Raw genomic sequence first — 19,154 nt, 5'->3', positions numbered from 1 at the left:
CGGGGCGAAAATGCCTTATGCCCATTCATATGGGGGTGGTGGAGTGGATTTCAACTGCGGGATTTGGCGGGGGACGAGCGGTGTTCGATGGCGATGGGAGTGTTGTTTGTTATGACGCCATCGCCAGCAAGCCGGCTCCTACAGGGAATCGCGTAAATCCTGTAGGAGCCGGCTTGCTGGCGATGAACGATAACAAGGTCCTACTGACGGAATCAGCGGCTTTGGCGTTGTTGTAACAACAGGTTGCTGAAACCGGCGCCAGCCAGTTGTTTCTGTGCGGTGGTCAGTTGCTCGCGGTTGCTGAACGGCCCAACCAGAACCCGATACCACGTCTCGTCCTTCACTGTGCCGGATTCAACCGCCACGGCCTGGCCGAGCAGGATGATCTGCGCCCGCACCTTGTCCGCGTCCGCCTCTTTGCGGAACGAACCGGCCTGGAGGAAGAACTTGGTCACTGGCGCAGCCTTGGTGACGGGAGGTGCTGGCGGCGGCGTAATGCCGGCCAGGGCTGCCTGGGCACGAGCGGTGTCGATCTTCGCTGCTTCGGCCGGTGTAACCGGTGTGGTCGGCACGGTCGGCACTTGCGGTGTCGGCAGGGTTTTTTCCGGCACGGCGTCCGGCGGCACAATGACTTCCGATTCCGGCAGCAAGGTATAGAAGTCGTACTTCGGCTTCACCGGTTGCGTCGGGCTCGGCGGGGTCTTGTTGGCCTCGGCGATCTTCGTGGCTTTCTGCTGTTGCTCGACTTTCTCGCGCTTGACCGTGTCGCTGCCCTTGCCTGGCTCCAGTTTCATCAGGAATACGATGAAGGCACCGACCGTCAGGCCGATGGCCATCCACAGCCAACCCGGGATCGGTTGCTTCGCTGGTGCTTGGTAACGGCTGGCGCCACGCTTGGGTGCAGGTTTTTTCTTGGCAGCCAACTTACATACGCTCCAGAGTTTCCAGACCCAAGAGTTCCAGGCCTTGCTTGAGAGTGCGACCGGTCAGCGCGGCGAGGCGCAGACGGCTCTGCATTTGGGCCGGGGTCTCGGCGGAGAGGATCGGGCAGTTTTCGTAGAAGCTGGAGAACAGGCCGGCGACGTCGTACAGGTAAGTGCAGAGGATGTGCGGCGTGCCTTTCTCGGACACGTTGTTCAGGATCTCGCCGAACTGCGCGAGTTTCGCCGCCAGCTCGTGTTCGTGCGGTGCCTCTAGCACGATCTGGCCTTCGACTTCGCTGAAGTCCTTGCCGAGCTTGCGGAACACGCCGGCCACACGGGTGTAGGCGTACAGCAGATACGGTGCGGTGTTGCCTTCGAAATTCAGCATCAGATCGAAGTTGAAGCTGTAGTCGCTGGTGCGGTGCTTGGACAGGTCGGCATATTTCACCGCGCCGATGCCCACGACCTTGGCGATGTTGCGCAACTCGGCTTCGGCCAGCTCCGGGTTTTTGTCCTTGACCAGTGTGTAGGCGCGTTCCTGGGCTTCGGTCAGCAGGTCGATCAGCTTCACGGTGCCGCCGTCACGGGTCTTGAACGGGCGGCCATCGGCGCCGTTCATAGTGCCGAAGCCCATGTGTTCCATTTCCATCGGGTGCGTCACGAAACCAGCCTTGCGCGCCACGGCGAACACTTGCTGGAAGTGCAGGGCCTGACGCTGGTCGACGAAGTACAGCGCGCGGTCAGCCTTGAGCTTGCCGCTGCGGTAGCGCACGGCGGCCAGGTCAGTGGTGGCGTAAAGGTAGCCGCCGTCAGCCTTGACGATGATCACCGGCAGCGGGTCGCCGTCGGCGTTCTTGAATTCGTCGAGGAACACGCACTGGGCGCCGTTACTCTCGACCAGCATGCCAGCCGCTTTCAGGTCGTTGACCACGTTGATCAGGTCGTCGTTGTAGGCACTTTCGCCCATCACGTCGGCCATGGTCAGTTTGACGTTCAGCAGCTCGTAGATCTTCTGGCAGTGGGACAGCGAGATGTCTTTGAACTTGGTCCACAGCGCCAGGCAGTCCGGGTCGCCGGCTTGCAGCTTGACCACCAGACCACGGGCGCGGTCGGCGAACTCTTCGGATTCGTCGAAGCGTTGCTTGGCGGCGCGGTAGAAGTTTTCCAGGTCCGACAGTTCGTCGCTGGTGATCGGGTTTTCCTGCAAGTAGGCCATCAGCATGCCGAACTGGGTGCCCCAGTCGCCAACGTGGTTCTGACGGATCACTTCGTCGCCGAGGAACTCCAGCACGCGGGCCACGCCGTCGCCGATGATGGTCGAGCGCAAGTGGCCAACGTGCATCTCTTTGGCCAGGTTCGGAGCCGACAGGTCGACCACGGTGCGCTGCGCCGGACCGGCCTTGCGCACGCCGATGTGTTCATCGGCCAGCGCGGCGTCCAGACGATTGGCCAGGGCATCAGTGTTCTGGAAGAAGTTCAGGAAGCCAGGACCGGCGATTTCGGCCTTGCTGACGTTCTCGTCAGCCGGCAGCGCGGCGATGATTTTTTCCGCGAGATCGCGCGGCTTCATGCCCGCAGGCTTGGCCAGCATCATGGCGATGTTGCTGGCGAAATCGCCGTTCTTCTTATCGCGGGAGTTTTCCACCTGGATCGCCGGCGACAGGCCTTCAGGCAACACACCTTCGTTGACGAGTTGGGTGATGGCTTGTTGGATCAGCTGGCGAATGGTGTCTTTCATGGTCTTCTCTTTCGACCGCAGGCGCGGCGGCGCATAGATGCGCTGGTGGAAAAACTGGGCATTATCCGTTGCGAAGGCGGGCTTGCCAACTATAGCGGGCAGGTTATGGATATGTGGTGACAAATCGACCGCTATCGCCGGCAAGCCGGCTCCTACAATGATCGTGGGTGTTCACGCATGCCAAAGCCCTTGTAGGCGCTGGCCTGCCAGCGATGGCGATCTCCCGCTCAATACAAATCCACGGGATCAACATCCAGAGACCAGCGCACCGCCCGCCCGCTCGGCATCTGCTCCAGCACCAGCAACCAACTGGCAAGCAACCGATGCAACGGTGCCCGGGCCGTGGCCTGCAACAACAACTGCGCCCGATAACGCCCGGCCCGCCGCTCCATCGGTGCTGGAACCGGCCCCAGCAGTTCAATGCCGGTCAGATTCTGTTCGGCCAGCAAGCGCTCAGCCTCGCTGCACGCTTCATCAAGAAACCCTTCGGCCTGTCCTGGCTTGTGCGCTTCGGCCCGCAGTAACGCCAGATGCGCGAACGGCGGCAATCCCGCCGCGCGACGTTCACTCAAGGCCTGTTCGGCAAACGCGAAATAGCCCTGTTCAGTCAATTGCACCAGCAGCGGATGGTCGGCCAGGTGTGTCTGGATGATCACCTTGCCCGGTTCTTCCGCCCGGCCCGCTCGCCCGGCGACCTGGACGATCAACTGCGCCATGCGCTCGCTGGCGCGGAAGTCGCCGGAGAATAGTCCGCCGTCGGCATCGAGAATCGACACCAGCGTCACCCGTGGGAAGTGGTGTCCTTTGGCAAGCATTTGCGTGCCAATCAAAATGCACGGCTGGCCTTTTTGAATGGTCGCGAATAACTGGTTCATCGCGTCCTTGCGCGAGGTGCTGTCGCGGTCGACCCGCAACACCGGGAAATCCGGGAACAGGATCTGCAAACGTTCTTCAGCCCGTTCAGTACCGGCTCCCACCGGCCGCAAATCGACCTTGTTGCACTTCGGGCACTGGCGCGGCACGCGTTCGACGTAGCCGCAATGGTGGCAACGCAATTCGCCATAGCGCTGGTGCACGGTCATCCGCGCATCGCAGCGCTGGCATTCGGACATCCAGCCACAGTCGTGACACAGCAGGGTCGGTGCGAAACCGCGGCGGTTAAGAAACACCAACACTTGTTGCCCGGCCGCGAGCGTCTGACCGATGGCTTGCTGCATCGGCCCGGAAATGCCGCTGTCCAGCGGGCGACTTTTTACATCCAAGCGCAGGAAACGTGGCTGCTTGGCGCCACCGGCACGCTCATTCAGCCGCAGGAGGCCGTATCGACCGGTGTAAGCGTTGTGCAGGCTTTCCAGCGAAGGCGTGGCGGAGCCGAGCACAATCGGAATGTTTTCCTGGCGGGCGCGCACCAGGGCCAGGTCGCGGGCGTGATAGCGCAGGCCTTCCTGCTGTTTATAGGAGCCGTCGTGCTCTTCATCAATGATGATCAGACCGGGGTTTTTCATTGGCGTGAACAGCGCCGAGCGGGTGCCGATAATTATGTCGGCCTCGCCATCACGGGCGGCGAGCCAGGCGTCGAGACGTTCGCGATCATTAACCGCTGAGTGGATCAGGGCGATGCGCGCATTGAAACGCTGCTCGAAGCGCGCCAGGGTCTGCGGACCGAGGTTGATTTCCGGGATCAGCACCAGGGCTTGTTTGCCGGCCTCCAGCGTCTCGCGGATCAACTGTAGATAGACTTCGGTCTTGCCGCTGCCGGTGACGCCGGCCAGCAGGAATGCGTGATAACTGTCGAACCCGGCGCGAATCGCCTTGTAAGCCGCGCGCTGCTCCGGATTGAGCGGCAGCTCCGGTTGCGCCAACCAATGTTCGTGGCGCGCGCCGGGGGCGTGCTTGCGGATTTCTACCTGCACCAGATCCTTGGCCAGCAACAGGTCAAGGCTGTCCTTGCTCAGCATCAGTTTGCTCAGTAACTGATGGGCGACGCCGTGGGGATGCTGGGCCAGCGTCGCCAGGGCTTCACGCTGGCGCGGGGCGCGGGCGATGCGCGGGTCATCGAGGCTGGCGCCTGGTGCCGCGGACCAGAAACGTTCCTGGCGTGCTTCGGCCAGTTCGCCCTGTCGCAACAGCACCGGCAACGCCCAGCTCAAGGTGTCGCCGAGGCTGTGCTGGTAATACTGCGAGGTCCACAGGCACAGCTTGAACAGCGCGGGCGGCAATGGCGGCGTGGCGTCGAGCAGGGCCAGGGCCGGTTTGAGTTTTTCCGCCGGGACTTCGCTGGTGTCGGCGATTTCCACCAGGATCCCGATCATCTCGCGTCGGCCGAAAGGCACCCGTAGACGCATGCCGGGGTGCAACTGGGCGCGCAGTACGCCGGCCGGTGCGCGATAGTCGAACAGGCGGCGCAGCGGTGAGGGCAAGGCGAGGCGCAGAATGGCGTCGGGCACGCGGGGGATCTCGATTCACAAAAAAGCGGGGTTGCATGTCCCCTGTAGGAGCAGGCTTGCTCGCGATAGCGTCGTGTCAGGCGCACATAGGCTGACTGACCCGCCCTCATCGCGAGCAAGCTTGCTCCTACAGGGGATCGCGTATTGGATCGGGAGCCTAGCAGACGACCGGTTTGAGTGACAGCTTGCGTGATCGGGATTGTCTGGTAGAATCCGCGGCCTAATTACGTGCGGTATTCAACAATAGTGTTGGGTGGCGGCACGCTAGCCTGAGGAAAACACCATGAAAGCTGATATCCATCCAGAATACCCAGCAGTTGCTGTTACCTGCAGCTGCGGCAACAAGTTCGAAACCCGTTCGACCTTCGGCAAAGCCCTGGCGATCGACGTTTGCAACGAATGCCACCCGTTCTACACCGGTAAGCAAAAGACTCTGGACACTGGCGGCCGCGTTCAGCGCTTCGCAGACCGTTTCGGTGCTTTCGGCAAGAAAGCTCCAGCTGCTGCAGAGTAAGGTTAAAGAGCCCGATGGGCTTTTCCTTGCTGTTGAAAAAGGCGTCCCTCGTGGGCGCCTTTTTTGTGTCCGCGATTTGGCTCTCCAGCGCCCAGGCGTTCTGCCCGGCGCCGACCGGGCTCACATCAGTCGCGGTTGAGCGGGTCGTGGATGGCGATACGCTGCGACTGAGTGACGGCCGCAGTGTGCGCATGATCGGCTTGAATACTCCGGAACTGGGCAAGAAAGGTCGGTCTGACGAACCATTCGCCATTGTTGCGCGTAAACGCCTCGAAGCCTTGGTCGCCGCGAGCGATGGCCGGGTCGGCTTGCTGCCCGGCAAAGAAAGTAAAGATCACTATGGCCGTACCCTGGCCCACGTCTACGGTGCCGATGGCGCCAACCTCGAAGCGCAAATGCTCGCCGAAGGCCTCGGTTTTCAAGTGGCAGTCGCGCCCAATGTCGATCTGGTTGCCTGTCAGGGCGCCGCCGAACGCAGCGCCCGCCAGGCCGGGCTTGGCGTGTGGCGCCAGTCGCCTGTACTGAAAGCAGATCAGATCAGCGCCTCCGGTTTTGCTGTGCTCAGTGGTCGTGTGAGCAAGGTCCAGCGCAATCGGGGTGGTGTTTGGATCGAGTTACAGGATTCAGTTGTATTGCGCGTTGCGCCCAATTTGGTGGATCGCTTCGATGCCACCTCGCTTGAAAGGCTCAAAGGCAAGCAGATCGAGGCTCGCGGTTGGGTGTTGGATCGTTCGCGTCGTGGCGGACTCAAGGAAGGCCAGGCGCGCTGGATGTTGCCATTGACTGACCCGGCCATGTTTCAGGTCGCGCAGTGATAAAAAATTGTAGACATTTTTTCTGTCAATTGTGAACAGTCTATCCCTTATGTTCCGCGGCTCTTGGGCCAAAGTCGTAGGGCAGGGCGCTTGACAGGGGTGACCGGTCAGTCTTGTGGGGATTTTGTGAGGCGCGTATCCTCGCTGACCAGTCTGTCCAACAGTAAAAGCGGAATGCCCCCATGTCTGATTTGAAAACTGCCGCTCTCGAATATCACGCCAATCCTCGTCCAGGTAAGCTGAGTGTCGAGCTCACCAAGGCCACTGCCACCGCCCGCGACTTGTCGCTGGCCTACAGCCCCGGTGTAGCCGAACCAGTACGCGAAATCGCCCGCGATCCTGAACTGGCCTATAAATACACCGGCAAAGGCAACCTGGTTGCAGTCATTTCCGATGGCACCGCGATTCTCGGCTTGGGTAACCTCGGCCCATTGGCTTCCAAGCCAGTGATGGAAGGTAAAGGCGTGTTGTTCAAGCGCTTCGCCGGCATCGACGTTTTCGACATCGAAGTCGACTCCGAAAGCCCGCAAGCCTTCATCGACACCGTCAAGCGCATCTCCATCACCTTCGGTGGCATCAACCTGGAAGACATCAAGGCACCTGAGTGCTTTGAGATCGAACGCGCTCTGATCGAGCAGTGCGACATTCCGGTATTCCACGATGACCAGCACGGCACCGCGATCGTGACCGCAGCCGGCATGATCAACGCCCTGGAAATCGCTGGCAAAACCCTGCCAGAAGCCAAGATCGTCTGCCTGGGCGCCGGTGCGGCCGCCATCTCCTGCATGAAATTGCTGGTGAGCATGGGCGCCAACATCGAAAACATCTACATGATCGACCGTACCGGCGTGATTCACTCCGGCCGTGACGATTTGAACCAGTACAAGGCTGTTTTCGCTCACGCGACCGAAAAACGCACCCTGGCAGATGCTCTGCAAGGCGCAGACGTGTTCGTTGGCCTGTCCGGTCCGAACCTGCTCAGCGCTGAAGGCCTGCTGTCCATGGCGCCTAACCCGATCGTGTTCGCGTGCTCGAACCCTGATCCGGAAATCTCCCCGGAGCTGGCGCACGCCACCCGTAACGACGTGATCATGGCCACTGGCCGTTCGGACTACCCGAACCAGGTCAACAACGTACTGGGCTTCCCGTTCATCTTCCGTGGTGCCCTGGACGTTCGCGCCAAGCGCATCAACGAAGAAATGAAAGTGGCTGCGGCCAACGCCCTGCGCGAACTGGCCAAGCTGCCAGTGCCTCAGGAAGTGTGCGACGCCTACGGCGGCATCAAACTGGAATTCGGTCGTGAGTACATCATTCCGAAGCCAATGGACAAGCGTCTGATCACCCTGATCTCCGATGCCGTGGCTAAAGCCGCCATCGAGACCGGCGTAGCGACCCTGCCGTATCCGAAGAACTACCCGCTGAAAAGCGTGGATGACGTGTTCAACGGCTAAGCCGTTGTAGCGCTTCAACCGAAAGCCCCGGCTTGTAATGAGCCGGGGTTTTTTTGTGCCTGAGGGTTTTGGGTCAGTAGTAATGGCCTAATCGCTAGCAGGCTAGCCTGCTAGCGATTAGACCAGACCGGTCATCACAAAACCTGCAAGCAAAAAAAGCCCCGCACTTCACACGAAGGCGGGGCTTTTCAATATTGCTGCAATCAGAACAGGTCGATCGGCGCCGCCTCATCCGCCGGCAACGGGCTGCCCGGCGCATTGCCGTTACCCAGTTCATTGACAGAAGGTGGCGTGTCTTCGGCCTTGAACAGCTCGAAGTAGGCCCCAGGCGTGCCAGGCGTGGCTGCACGGCCGCTGATCGGGTCCACGCGCAGGCTGAGGATGCCTTCAGGTTCTGGTTGCGTGTGTGGCGGCAAGCCTTTGAGCGCAGCGCCCATGTAGTTCATCCAGATCGGCAGGGCAACGGTGCCGCCGAATTCCTTACGGCCCAGGCTTTCAGGCTGATCGAAGCCGGTCCACACGGTGGTGACGTAATCGGCGTTGTAGCCGGAGAACCACGCATCTTTGGATTCGTTGGTCGTACCCGTCTTGCCGGCGATGTCGCTGCGGCCCAAGGCCAGTGCACGACGGCCGGTACCAAGCTTGATCACGTCCTCAAGCATGCTGTTGAGGATATACGTGGTACGGCCATCGACGATCCGCTCAGCCACGGCGGGTGCTTGTGGCGCCGGTTGGGCGGTCAGTGCTGCTTCTGGCGAAGCGTTTACCGTGAAGGTTTCGGCTGCTGGCGCAGCGATCCCGTCACTGGAGGCGTCACCCTTCGGAACGCTCGGAGGATTGGCGACGAACAGCGTATCGCCATTGCGGCTTTCGATCTTGTCGATGATGTACGGGGTGATCTTGTAGCCGCCGTTGGCGAAGGTGCTCCAGCCGGTGGCGATTTCCATCGGCGTCAGGGTCGCGGTGCCCAGGGCCAGGGACAGGTTGGGCGGCAGGTCCTGCTTGTTGAAGCCAAAGCGAGTGATGTAGTCGATGGTTTTGCCAACGCCCATCGCTTGCAGCAGGCGGATCGAAACCAGGTTGCGCGACTTGTAGAGCGCCTCACGCAGGCGGATCGGGCCGAGGAAGGTGTTGGTATCGTTTTTTGGGCGCCAGACCTTGTCCAGGTACTCGTCGACAAACACGATCGGTGCGTCGTTCACCAGGCTGGAAGCGGTGTACCCGCTATCCAGGGCGGCGCTATAGACGAACGGCTTGAAGCTCGAACCCGGTTGGCGTTTGGCCTGGAGGGCGCGGTTGTAGTTGCTTTGCTCAAAGGCGAAACCGCCCACCAGCGAACGAATGGCGCCGTTCTGCGGATCAAGGGAAACCAGCGCGCCTTGAGCCTGCGGGATCTGGCTGAATTTCAGCGAGTTGTCCGCCTGGCGTTGTACGCGAATCAGATCACCGACCTGGGCCACGTCCGACGGCTGCTTCGGATTGGCGCCCATGCTGTTGGTGTTCAGGAAAGGGCGAGCCCATTTCATGCTGTCCCAGCCAACGTGCTCATTGCCGTTGCGGGTCAGCACCTGCAGGCCGGTCTTGTCGACTTGGATGACAATGGCCGGTTCAAGGCTGCTGATAGTGCGCTGCTTGGTCAATTCGGTCGCCCAGGCTTCGCGAGTCTTGCCCGGCAGGCGAGACTCGGGGCCGCGATAGCCGTGACGCTGGTCGTAGGTCATCAAGCCTTCGTGGAGGGCCGTGTTGGCCATTTCCTGGAGATTGCTCGGCACCGTGGTGGTGACGCGGAAACCTTCGGTGTACGCGTCGCTGCCATAACGGCCGACCATTTCCGCACGGGCCATCTCGGCGATGTACGGCGCGTTCACTTCCGGGGTCGGTACGTGATAGCTGGCGTTCAGCGGTTCGTTGATGGCGGCGGTGTAATCGGCTTCGTTGATTTTGCCGAGCTTGTACATGCGCCCGAGGATCCAGTCGCGGCGTTCCTTGCTGCGTGCCGGATTGGCCAGCGGGTTGAAGCGCGACGGGGCTTTTGGCAGGCCGGCAATCATCGCCATCTGCGCCAGGCTGACGTCACGAATCGATTTGCCGTAATAAACCTGCGCGGCGGCCTCGATGCCGTAGGCGCGGTTACCCAGATAGATCTTGTTGACGTACAGCTCAAGGATCTCGTCCTTGGTCAGCTGTCGTTCGATTTGCAGGGCCAGCAGAATTTCCGTGGTTTTGCGCGAGAAGCTGCGTTCGCTGGTCAGGAAGAAGTTCTTCGCCACCTGCATGGTGATGGTGCTGCCGCCGGACTGGATGTGTCCGCTTTTTACCAATTGGGTGGCGGCACGCATCAGGCTGCTGGGATCGACGCCGTAGTGATTGGCGAAATTGTCGTCTTCAGCACTTAGTAACGCATTAATGAAATTGGGGGGAATGTCGGCGAAACGGATCGGAGTACGGCGCATTTCGCCAAATTCTGCGATCAACTTGTTGTCGCTGCTGTAGACCCGCAAAGGAATCTGCAACTGGATGCTTCGTAGCGCATCCACGGACGGCAATCCAGGACTAAGGTAAAGAAACGCCCCGCTCAGACCCAAAAGCAGTCCGCAGAAAATCGCGACGATGGACCAACCGAAAAACTTCAGCAGACGAATCAAGGCTTTTGGATATCCAGGGCAAAAAATGAATTAGGCATCAGGGTTCAGGCTAAAGGAGAACGACCCGCGCTTGCGAAAAGCGGAAAAAAACGAGGGGCATTATAAGCATTTTTCCGTCGAGGGCGTCATTTGCGCTGCTGTCAAGACGGGTGGATTGAACGCAATGGACATTGCAGAGTCCGTAACTCACGGATAGTCATAGGGAATTGGTAGTGCTAGGACTCTTCAACAAAAAGGCCAATACGCTTTTAGGGATCGACATCAGCTCCACGTCGGTGAAACTTCTGGAGCTGAGCCGTCAGGGCAACGGTTATCGGGTCGAGGCCTACGCAGTTGAGCCGCTGCCCGCCAACGCTGTAATCGAAAAGAATATCGCCGAGCTCGAAGGTGTGGGCCAGGCCCTTTCGCGTGTGCTGCTCAAGGCTAGAACCAGCCTCAAAAACGCTGCCGTGGCGGTGGCCGGTTCAGCGGTCATCACCAAGACCATCGAAATGGATGCCGGACTTTCCGACGACGAGATGGAAAACCAGCTGAAGATCGAGGCTGATCAGTACATCCCCTATCCGTTGGATGAAGTCGCGATTGACTTTGAAGTGCAGGGCGCTTCAGCGCGCAACCCTGAGCGGGTCAATGTGCTACTCGCAGCGTGTCGCAAAGAAAACGTTGAAGTCCGTGAAGCGGCGCTGACCCTGGCCGGCCTGACCGCGCGCGTGGTCGATGTCGAGGCCTATGCGCTGGAGCGATCCTTCGGCTTGCTGGCTAATCAACTGGCGAGCTCCAGGGAACATCTGGTCGCGGTGGTCGATATCGGCGCGACCATGACCACCCTCAGCGTGCTGCACAACGGACGGATCATTTATACCCGCGAGCAGTTGTTCGGCGGGCGTCAACTGACGGAAGAGATCCAGCGTCGATATGGCCTGACGATCGAGCAGGCGGGTCTGGCAAAGAAGCAGGGCGGATTGCCGGACGATTATGTCAGTGAAGTGTTGCAGCCGTTTCGCGAGGCATTGGTGCAGCAGGTGTCGCGTTCGTTGCAGTTTTTCTTCGCATCTGGCCAATACCACTCGGTCGATCACATTTTGCTGGCTGGCGGGACTGCGTCAATCTCCGGACTGGATCGATTGATTGAACAGAAGCTCGGCACTCCGACCCAGGTGGCCAATCCGTTTGCCGACATGACCCTCAGTAACAAGGTCAACGCCGCGGTGCTGACCAGCGATGCGCCAGCGATGATAATCGCCTGCGGGCTGGCCCTCAGGAGTTTCGACTGATGGCGCGGATCAATCTTTTACCCTGGCGTGAAGAGCGGCGTGAAGAGCGCCGCAAGCGTTTCTTGTTGATTCTGGCCGGCGTGCTGGTGGGGTCGACAGGCGCGGTGCTGATCGCGAATCAGGCAATCAATGCTGCCATTGATCGACAGGTTGCGCGCAATGACTACATCGGCAAGCAAATCGTCGTCGTCGACGAGCGGATCAAGCAGATCAGTGACCTCAAGGCCCGACGCCAGCAACTGGTGGAGCGCATGCGCATCATCCAGGACCTGCAAGGCAACCGACCAATCAGCGGACGTATTTTTGATCAGTTGGCGCGGACGCTGCCGGACGGGGTGTATTTCACCGAGGTCAAAATGGACGGCAAGACCTTATCCATTACCGGTGCGTCGGAATCCAACAATCGCGTTTCCGATCTGATGCGCAATCTTGATGCGTCGGACTGGTTCGATGCGCCAAGCCTGACGGAAGTCAAAGCCACCACTGCCGGTCAGGTGGACCAGGCCAACGTCTTTCAGTTGACCGTTCGTCAGACCCAGCCGGTTGCCGTGGAGGGCGGGAAATGAGCCCGCCCGAATGGTTTGAAAACTTGCGCAAGATCGACATCAACGAACTGGACACCAACAACATCGGTTCGTGGCCGCCTGCGATCAAGGTTTTGGTGGGTGTGCTGGTCATGATTCTGGTTCTTTCGCTGGGCTACAGCTTTTCCACACGCGAGCTTGAAGGCCTGCTTCAACTCAAGCGAGAGGAAGAGTCGATCCTCAAGGAGCAATTCGCGACCAAGTCTCACATGGCGGCGAATCTGGAGCTCTACACCCAGCAGATGAAGGAAATGGAGAACTCCTTTGGCGTGCTGCTGCGGCAACTGCCCAGTGACACCGAAGTGCCGGGATTGCTCGAAGACATCACCCGCACGGGTCTGGGCAGCGGCCTGGAATTTGAAGAGATCAAGCTGCTGCCCGAGGTCACTCAGCCGTTTTACATCGAACTGCCGATCCAGATCACCGTCACCGGCGCTTATCACGACCTCGCTACCTTCGTCAGCGGCGTGGCGGGCCTTCCGCGCATCGTGACCTTGCATGATTTCGACCTGGCGCCAGCCGACCCCGAAAGCGGCGCGAAGCTGCGCATGAGCATTCTCGCCAAGACCTACCGCTACAACGACAAGGGGCTGCATCAATGAGCCCGTTACGTTGTTTTTCGATGGTCGTGGTGTTGGCCGCGCTCGGCGGTTGTGGCGGCGGTAATGACTTCAGTGACCTGGACGCCTATATGAACGAAATGCGCCTGCGGGCGCCGGGCAAAATTGAACCAGCGCCGACATTCCGGTCTTACCCGACATTCACCTACAACGCCGCCAACCTTCGCAGCCCTTTTTCCCCGCAGGTCAGGATTGATCTGGCAGGGCAGAAACACGGCTCGCGCAACGTCAAGCCCGACCCCAATCGGGTCAAGCAATACCTCGAGGGTTTCAACATCGAGCAGTTTGAAATGGTTGGCACGATGTCCAATGCAGCAGGCTCTTTTGCGCTGTTACGGGGGGCTGGCGGGGTGCATCGGCTGAAAGTCGGTGATTACCTGGGGCGTAACGACGGGCGAATCGTCGCTATCAGCGGCTCACAAGTCGATGTGGTCGAAATCGTCCCCGATGGGCAGGGCGCCTGGCTGGAACGGCCGCGGAGCATTCCTTTGAAAGAGCACTCATAGTGGAACTCGAAAAATGAACAGGACTTTCTTAACCCTCGGAGTGTCGCTATGGATAGCGCTGCTGTCGCCGATGGTACAAGCGGCCAACCTCAAGACGCTGGATGTCTCGGCGTTACCGGGAGACCGCGTCGAGTTGAAGTTGGCGTTCGATGAGCCACCGCCACCCCCCAACGGTTACACCACGGAATCGCCGGCACGCATCGCGCTGGACTTGCCCGGTGTCGTCAGTCAACTGGCGAACAAGAGTCGCGACCTCGGGAGCGGTAATGCCCGCAGCGCGACGGTGGTTGAGGCCAAGGACCGCACCCGGTTGATCATCAACCTGACTCAATTGACCCCGTATGACACGCGGGTCGAAGGCAATAACCTGTTCGTGGTGGTCGGGCAGGCAGCCGAAAGCCCGGTATCCAGTCCGGCTGCAGTGCCAGCCCCGGCGCGTGCGCGTGCACCCTCGACCAAGGCCATTCGCGGCGTGGATTTCCAGCGCGGCACCCAGGGTGAAGGCAATGTGGTGATCGATCTGTCGGATCCGTCAATCGCACCGGACATTCAAGAGCGCGACGGCAAGATCATTGTCGCCTTTGCCAGGACCCAGTTGCCGGAGCCGCTTCGCGTGCGCCTGGACGTCAAGGATTTCGCCACGCCAGTGCAATTCGTCAATGCCAGCGCCACGGGCGACCGGGCCACGATCAGTATCGAACCAAGTGGCACCTTCGATTATTCGACCTACCAGACCGATAACAAACTGACCGTCAGCGTCCGTCCGATGACCGTCGACGACCTGCACAAGCGCAATGCCGATCGCTACGCCTATAGCGGCGAAAAGCTCTCGTTGAACTTCCAAGACATCGATGTGCGCTCAGTGCTGCAATTGATCGCCGATTTCACCAACCTCAATCTGGTGGCCAGCGACACGGTGCAGGGCGGCATCACCCTGCGCTTGCAGAATGTTCCGTGGGACCAAGCGCTGGACCTGGTGCTGAAAACCAAGGGGCTGGACAAGCGTAAAGTCGGTAACGTCTTGCTGGTGGCGCCCGCCGATGAAATTGCCGCCCGCGAACGGCAGGAGCTGGAATCGCAGAAGCAGATCGCCGATCTGGCGCCACTACGACGGGAGTTGTTGCAGGTCAACTACGCCAAGGCCGCTGACATCGCCAAGCTGTTCCAGTCAGTGACCAGCGCAGAGGCTAAAGTCGACGAACGGGGCTCGATCACCGTCGATGAGCGCACCAACAATATCATTGCCTACCAGACTCAAGACCGGCTGGACGAGTTGCGGCGAATCGTTGCACAACTGGATATTCCGGTGCGTCAGGTGATGATCGAGGCGCGCATCGTCGAAGCGAACGTCGACTATGACAAAAGCCTCGGTGTGCGCTGGGGTGGTTCCGTGCAGAACAAGGGCAACTGGAACACTTCCGGTGTCAGCAATGGCGCCAACGCGTCCTCAACCATTGGCACACCGGGAAGCACCAGTACCAACTCGCCGTTCGTCGACTTGGGGGCTGTGAACAACACCTCCGGAATCGGCATCGCGTTCATCACCGATAACGTCCTGTTGGACCTGGAACTGACGGCGATGGAGAAAACCGGCAACGGCGAAATCGTCTCCCAGCCCAAGGTCGTCACGTCCGACAAGGAAACCGCGAAAATCCTCAAGGGCACCGAGATTCCGTATCAGGAAGCCAGCTCCAGCGGCGCTACGTCGGTGTCATTCAAGGAGGCCTCGCTGTCGCTGGAAGTGACGCCGCAGATCACCCCGGACAACCGGATCATCATGGAGGTGAAGGTCACCAAGGACGAGCCGGATTACCTGAACAAGGTCCAGGATGTGCCGCCGATCAAGAAAAACGAAGTCAATGCCAAGGTCCTGGTCAACGATGGCGAGACCATCGTCATTGGCGGCGTTTTCTCAAATACTCAAAGCAAGGTTGTAGATAAGGTGCCATTTCTTGGCGATGTGCCGTATCTTGGCCGCCTTTTCCGGCGTGACGTGGTTTCGGAGAAAAAATCCGAGCTGTTGGTGTTTCTCACTCCGCGTATCATGAATAACCAGGCGATTGCTGTGAGTCGTTGATTCTGTGCGAAATTTGATTCTTGTAGGACCGATGGGGGCTGGAAAAAGCACCATCGGCCGGTTGCTGGCCAAAGAGCTGCGCTTGCCATTCAAAGATTCCGATAAGGAAATTGAATTACGCACGGGCGCCAATATCCCATGGATCTTCGATAAAGAAGGCGAACCGGGCTTTCGTGATCGCGAGCAGGCAATGATTGCCGAACTGTGCGATTACGACGGCGTGGTGCTGGCGACCGGTGGCGGAGCAGTCATGCGCGAAGCCAATCGACGGGCACTGCATGCTGGCGGTCGCGTGGTTTATCTGCATGCTTCTGTCGAGCAGCAGGTCGGTCGTACGTCCCGTGACCGCAATCGACCCTTATTGCGCACCGCCGATCCGGCCAAGACCCTTCGGGATCTGCTGACCATCCGCGATCCGCTGTATCGGGAAATCGCCGATCTGGTGGTCGAAACCGATGAGCGGCCGCCGCGAATGGTCGTGCTCGATATTCTCGAACGCTTGCAGCAACTGCCTCCCCGTTAATGCGCAGCGCGAAATGCGCTATCCTCGGCGTCCTGCCACAACCGCTCAAGGTTGTGGCGAGCGGCTACCGAACGGCGTCACACCAGCAAACGCCGTGGACATTCGTTAACTCAAGGCAGGACGCCTGATTCCATCTTCACTGTGGGGACACATGCAGACACTCAAGGTCGATCTAGGCGAGCGCAGCTACCCGATTCATATTGGCGAAGGTTTGTTGGATCAGCCTGAGCTGCTGGCCCCGCATATTCGCGGACGGCAAGTGGCGATTATTTCCAACGAGACCGTTGCGCCGCTCTATCTCGAACGTCTGACCCGCAGCCTCGAGCAATTCTCGGTGATTTCCGTGGTGCTGCCTGACGGCGAAGCCTTCAAGACCTGGGAAACCCTGCAACTGATTTTCGACGGTCTGCTGACCGCGCGGCACGACCGCCGCACGACCGTGATTGCCCTCGGCGGCGGTGTGATTGGCGACATGGCCGGTTTTGCTGCTGCCTGCTACCAGCGCGGGGTCGATTTCATCCAGGTGCCGACCACATTGTTGTCGCAAGTCGACTCGTCCGTGGGCGGCAAGACCGGGATCAACCACCCGCTGGGCAAGAACATGGTCGGCGCCTTCTATCAGCCGAACGTCGTGCTGATCGACACTGCCTCCCTCAATACCCTGCCGGCCCGCGAGCTGTCCGCCGGACTGGCTGAAGTCATCAAGTACGGGCTGATCTGCGACGAGCCGTTCCTGACCTGGCTCGAAGACAACGTCGATCGCCTGCGCAATCTGGATCAGCAAGCGCTGACGTACGCCATTGAGCGCTCCTGCGCGGCCAAGGCTGCCGTGGTCGGTGCCGACGAAAAAGAAACCGGTGTACGCGCCACGCTCAACCTGGGGCATACCTTCGGTCACGCCATCGAAACCCACATGGGGTATGGTGTCTGGCTACATGGTGAGGCGGTGGCTACTGGCACCGTAATGGCGCTGGAAATGTCCGCACGGCTGGGCTGGATCAGCGAACAGGAGCGTGACCGCGGTATTCGCCTGTTCCAGCGCGCCGGCCTGCCGGTTATCCCCCCTGAAGAGATGACCGAAGCCGATTTCCTTGAACACATGGCAATAGATAAAAAAGTGATCGACGGTCGTTTGCGCCTGGTGCTGCTGCGCCACATGGGCGAAGCAGTGGTGACCGACGATTATCCGAAAGAGGTTTTACAGGCCACGCTGGGAGCGGATTACCGCGCTCTGGCTCAGCTTAAGGGTTAATAAGATCGCGATGACTAGTTTGCATGCCGACGAGGCTTTCCTCGGCCATTACCAGTTGAGTCATGACCCGTTTGCTCCACGGGTGCCTGGCTTCAAGTTTTTCCCGGCCCAGCGCAAACCCGTGCTGGGGCAGCTGCATCACCTGGCGCGCTATAGCCAATTGCTGTTGGTGGTCACCGGCCCCCATGGCAGCGGCAAGACCCTGTTGCGTCAGGCTTTGGTGGCCAGCACCAACAAACAGTCGGTGCAGAGCGTGGTGGTTTCCGCCCGTGGCGCCGGCGATTCGGCGGGTATCCTGCGTCAGGTCGCTCAGGCGCTGGATGTTGCCCAGGCTGAGATCGGCGCCATTCTGGCTCAGGTTGTGCAACTGGCGCTCACCGGCCAGGAAGTCTATTTGCTGGTGGATGACGCCGAGCAACTCGACGAGTCCGCGCTTGAAGCCTTGATGGGGTTGGCGGCTGGCGCGCCGGAAGGTCGCCCGCACGTGTTCCTGTTCGGCGAGTCGTCGCTGATTGCTCAGCTTGAGGCGCTGCACCTCGAGGAAGAGCGCTTCCACGTCATCGAATTGCAGCCGTACACCGAAGAAGAAACCCGCGAATATCTCGAGCAGCGCCTCGAAGGTGCCGGCCGGGGTATCGAACTTTTCACCGCGGATCAGATCACTGATATTCACGAGAGCTCCGACGGCTGGCCTGGCACCATCAACCAGGTCGCCCGCGATGCGATGATCGAAGCCATGATTGCCAGCCGCTCAGCGGTCAAGCGTCCAAGTATGGGGTTCAGTATGCCGAAGAAACACGTATTGGCGATTTCCGCCGTCGTCGTGGTCGCGGTAGCCGCCGCCTGGTTAATGCCAGGTCGCAGCAAAGCACCGACTACAGGTGCACCGGCCAATGAACAGGCGCAACTGCCGCTCGGTCAGGGTCAGCCACAAGCTGGCGGCGCGCCATCCGTCGAATTCGCCGGCAACACGCAGCCGATGCCGTTGCCGTTGGTCGGTAATTCGCAGCCGGTCATGCGTGGTCCGCTGGCTGAAGCCGCTGGTGGCATCACCGAGGGCGACGACGGCGTGCCGGTTGAAGGCTCCAGCGCCACGCCACCGACCGTGACCACAATCGCACCGCCTGCGGGTGTTCCGGCCGGTCCTGCGCCGACCACGGCAGGCAAGCCGACACCTGCGCCAACTCAAGTCGCTACCGCCAAGCCAGCACCTGCTCCGGCCGCCAAACCTGCGCCAGCAGCTGCTCCGGTGGCAAAAGCAGCGCCAGCGGCCAAGCCGGCCGAGAAGCCAGCCGCCGTGGCCAAGGCTGCTGGCGGTACCTGGTACGCCGGTCAGGCGCCGGGTAACTACGTGGTGCAAATCCTCGGCACCAGCTCCGAAACGACCGCGCAAAACTTCGTCAAGGAACAGGGCGGCGAGTATCGTTACTTCAAGAAAGTCCTCAACGGCAAACCGCTATACGTCATCACCTACGGCAGTTTCACTAACCGCGATGCAGCCGTAACCGCCATCAAGGCCTTGCCAGCGAAGGTTCAGGCTGGTAAACCTTGGCCACGCTCTGTCGCCAGCGTCCAACAGGAACTGGCAACAGCTCGCTGAAGATTCGGCGGCCTTACCCAGGCCGCCTCTCCCGGCACCTCAAAATTTCTGCAAGAGCGCGCTGGCCCCACAGGCCGCGTGCCTTGTGGCGTCTGCGTCACAGTAGTCTTTGAGTCGTTGCGGTCAGAATTAAAAAAGTTTTGACTAGCACAGCATATCGCTTTAAACCTTTCACAAATGCGACA

15 protein-coding genes are annotated in these 19,154 nt (G+C 59.9%); 11 read left to right on the top strand and 4 right to left on the bottom strand.

Annotated elements, in window-relative coordinates; translation table 11 throughout:
- Positions 1–212: 212 nt before the first annotated feature.
- The 3 genes from ABVN21_RS21605 to ABVN21_RS21595 all read right to left on the bottom strand — a co-directional run bounded on the left by ABVN21_RS21605 (position 213) and on the right by ABVN21_RS21595 (position 5,108).
- The gene (locus tag ABVN21_RS21605) at positions 213–923 is read right to left on the bottom strand and encodes an SPOR domain-containing protein (RefSeq protein ID WP_339555110.1); all 711 of its coding nucleotides are present in this window, start codon (positions 921–923) and stop codon (positions 213–215) included.
- 1 nt (position 924) lies between these two features.
- Complete coding sequence (gene argS / locus ABVN21_RS21600; protein ID WP_339555111.1) at positions 925–2,661, bottom strand: arginine--tRNA ligase; 1,737 nt, start codon at positions 2,659–2,661, stop codon at positions 925–927.
- Between the two features lie 227 nt (positions 2,662–2,888).
- Positions 2,889–5,108: a primosomal protein N' gene (locus tag ABVN21_RS21595; RefSeq protein WP_339555112.1), complete on the bottom strand. Its 2,220-nt coding sequence runs from the start codon at positions 5,106–5,108 to the stop codon at positions 2,889–2,891.
- A 283-nt stretch (positions 5,109–5,391) separates the two neighbouring features.
- Here ABVN21_RS21595 and rpmE point away from each other — a divergent pair, with 283 nt between their 5' ends.
- From rpmE to ABVN21_RS21580, 3 genes are all read left to right on the top strand, one after another.
- On the top strand, positions 5,392–5,622 hold the full coding sequence (rpmE, locus tag ABVN21_RS21590) for a 50S ribosomal protein L31 (RefSeq protein WP_053153366.1): 231 nt from the start codon (positions 5,392–5,394) through the stop codon (positions 5,620–5,622).
- A 14-nt stretch (positions 5,623–5,636) separates the two neighbouring features.
- Positions 5,637–6,437 carry a thermonuclease family protein gene (locus tag ABVN21_RS21585; protein WP_339555113.1) on the top strand — a complete coding sequence of 267 codons (801 nt, stop codon included), beginning with the start codon at positions 5,637–5,639 and terminating at the stop codon, positions 6,435–6,437.
- Between the two features lie 182 nt (positions 6,438–6,619).
- A complete protein-coding gene (locus tag ABVN21_RS21580) occupies positions 6,620–7,888 on the top strand; it encodes a malic enzyme-like NAD(P)-binding protein (protein WP_339555114.1) in 1,269 nt (422 codons plus the stop codon).
- A 203-nt stretch (positions 7,889–8,091) separates the two neighbouring features.
- Here the strand turns inward: ABVN21_RS21580 and ABVN21_RS21575 are convergent, their stop codons facing one another.
- Complete coding sequence (locus ABVN21_RS21575; protein WP_339555115.1) at positions 8,092–10,533, bottom strand: penicillin-binding protein 1A; 2,442 nt, start codon at positions 10,531–10,533, stop codon at positions 8,092–8,094.
- A gap of 212 nt (positions 10,534–10,745) precedes the next feature.
- Here ABVN21_RS21575 and ABVN21_RS21570 point away from each other — a divergent pair, with 212 nt between their 5' ends.
- The 8 genes from ABVN21_RS21570 (at position 10,746) to ABVN21_RS21535 (ending at position 18,969) form a co-directional block, all read left to right on the top strand.
- Positions 10,746–11,807 carry a pilus assembly protein PilM gene (locus ABVN21_RS21570; protein ID WP_339555116.1) on the top strand — a complete coding sequence of 354 codons (1,062 nt, stop codon included), beginning with the start codon at positions 10,746–10,748 and terminating at the stop codon, positions 11,805–11,807.
- Positions 11,807–12,373 (top strand): PilN domain-containing protein, encoded by a 567-nt coding sequence (locus tag ABVN21_RS21565; protein ID WP_339555117.1) that lies wholly within the window; start codon positions 11,807–11,809, stop codon positions 12,371–12,373. The genes ABVN21_RS21570 and ABVN21_RS21565 overlap by 1 nt, the downstream gene beginning before the upstream one ends.
- Complete coding sequence (gene pilO, locus ABVN21_RS21560; RefSeq protein WP_339555118.1) at positions 12,370–12,993, top strand: type 4a pilus biogenesis protein PilO; 624 nt, start codon at positions 12,370–12,372, stop codon at positions 12,991–12,993. The genes ABVN21_RS21565 and pilO overlap by 4 nt, the downstream gene beginning before the upstream one ends.
- Positions 12,990–13,517 (top strand): pilus assembly protein PilP, encoded by a 528-nt coding sequence (locus tag ABVN21_RS21555; RefSeq protein ID WP_339555119.1) that lies wholly within the window; start codon positions 12,990–12,992, stop codon positions 13,515–13,517. Before pilO ends, ABVN21_RS21555 begins: the two co-directional genes overlap by 4 nt.
- Positions 13,518–13,530: 13 nt before the next feature.
- The gene (pilQ, locus tag ABVN21_RS21550; RefSeq protein WP_339555120.1) at positions 13,531–15,594 is read left to right on the top strand and encodes a type IV pilus secretin PilQ; all 2,064 of its coding nucleotides are present in this window, start codon (positions 13,531–13,533) and stop codon (positions 15,592–15,594) included.
- Positions 15,595–15,598: 4 nt separating this feature from the next.
- The gene (gene aroK, locus ABVN21_RS21545) at positions 15,599–16,117 is read left to right on the top strand and encodes a shikimate kinase AroK (protein WP_223503377.1); all 519 of its coding nucleotides are present in this window, start codon (positions 15,599–15,601) and stop codon (positions 16,115–16,117) included.
- Positions 16,118–16,268: 151 nt separating this feature from the next.
- Complete coding sequence (gene aroB / locus ABVN21_RS21540; protein WP_339555121.1) at positions 16,269–17,369, top strand: 3-dehydroquinate synthase; 1,101 nt, start codon at positions 16,269–16,271, stop codon at positions 17,367–17,369.
- 10 nt (positions 17,370–17,379) lie between these two features.
- A complete protein-coding gene (locus ABVN21_RS21535; protein ID WP_339555122.1) occupies positions 17,380–18,969 on the top strand; it encodes an AAA family ATPase in 1,590 nt (529 codons plus the stop codon).
- Positions 18,970–19,154 lie beyond the last annotated feature (185 nt).

Source organism: Pseudomonas sp. MYb327 (assembly GCF_040438925.1).
Classification (GTDB): Bacteria; Pseudomonadota; Gammaproteobacteria; order Pseudomonadales; family Pseudomonadaceae; genus Aquipseudomonas.
Note: the sequence above shows the minus strand (reverse complement) of the source record. Positions and strands in the feature narration are given on the sequence as shown.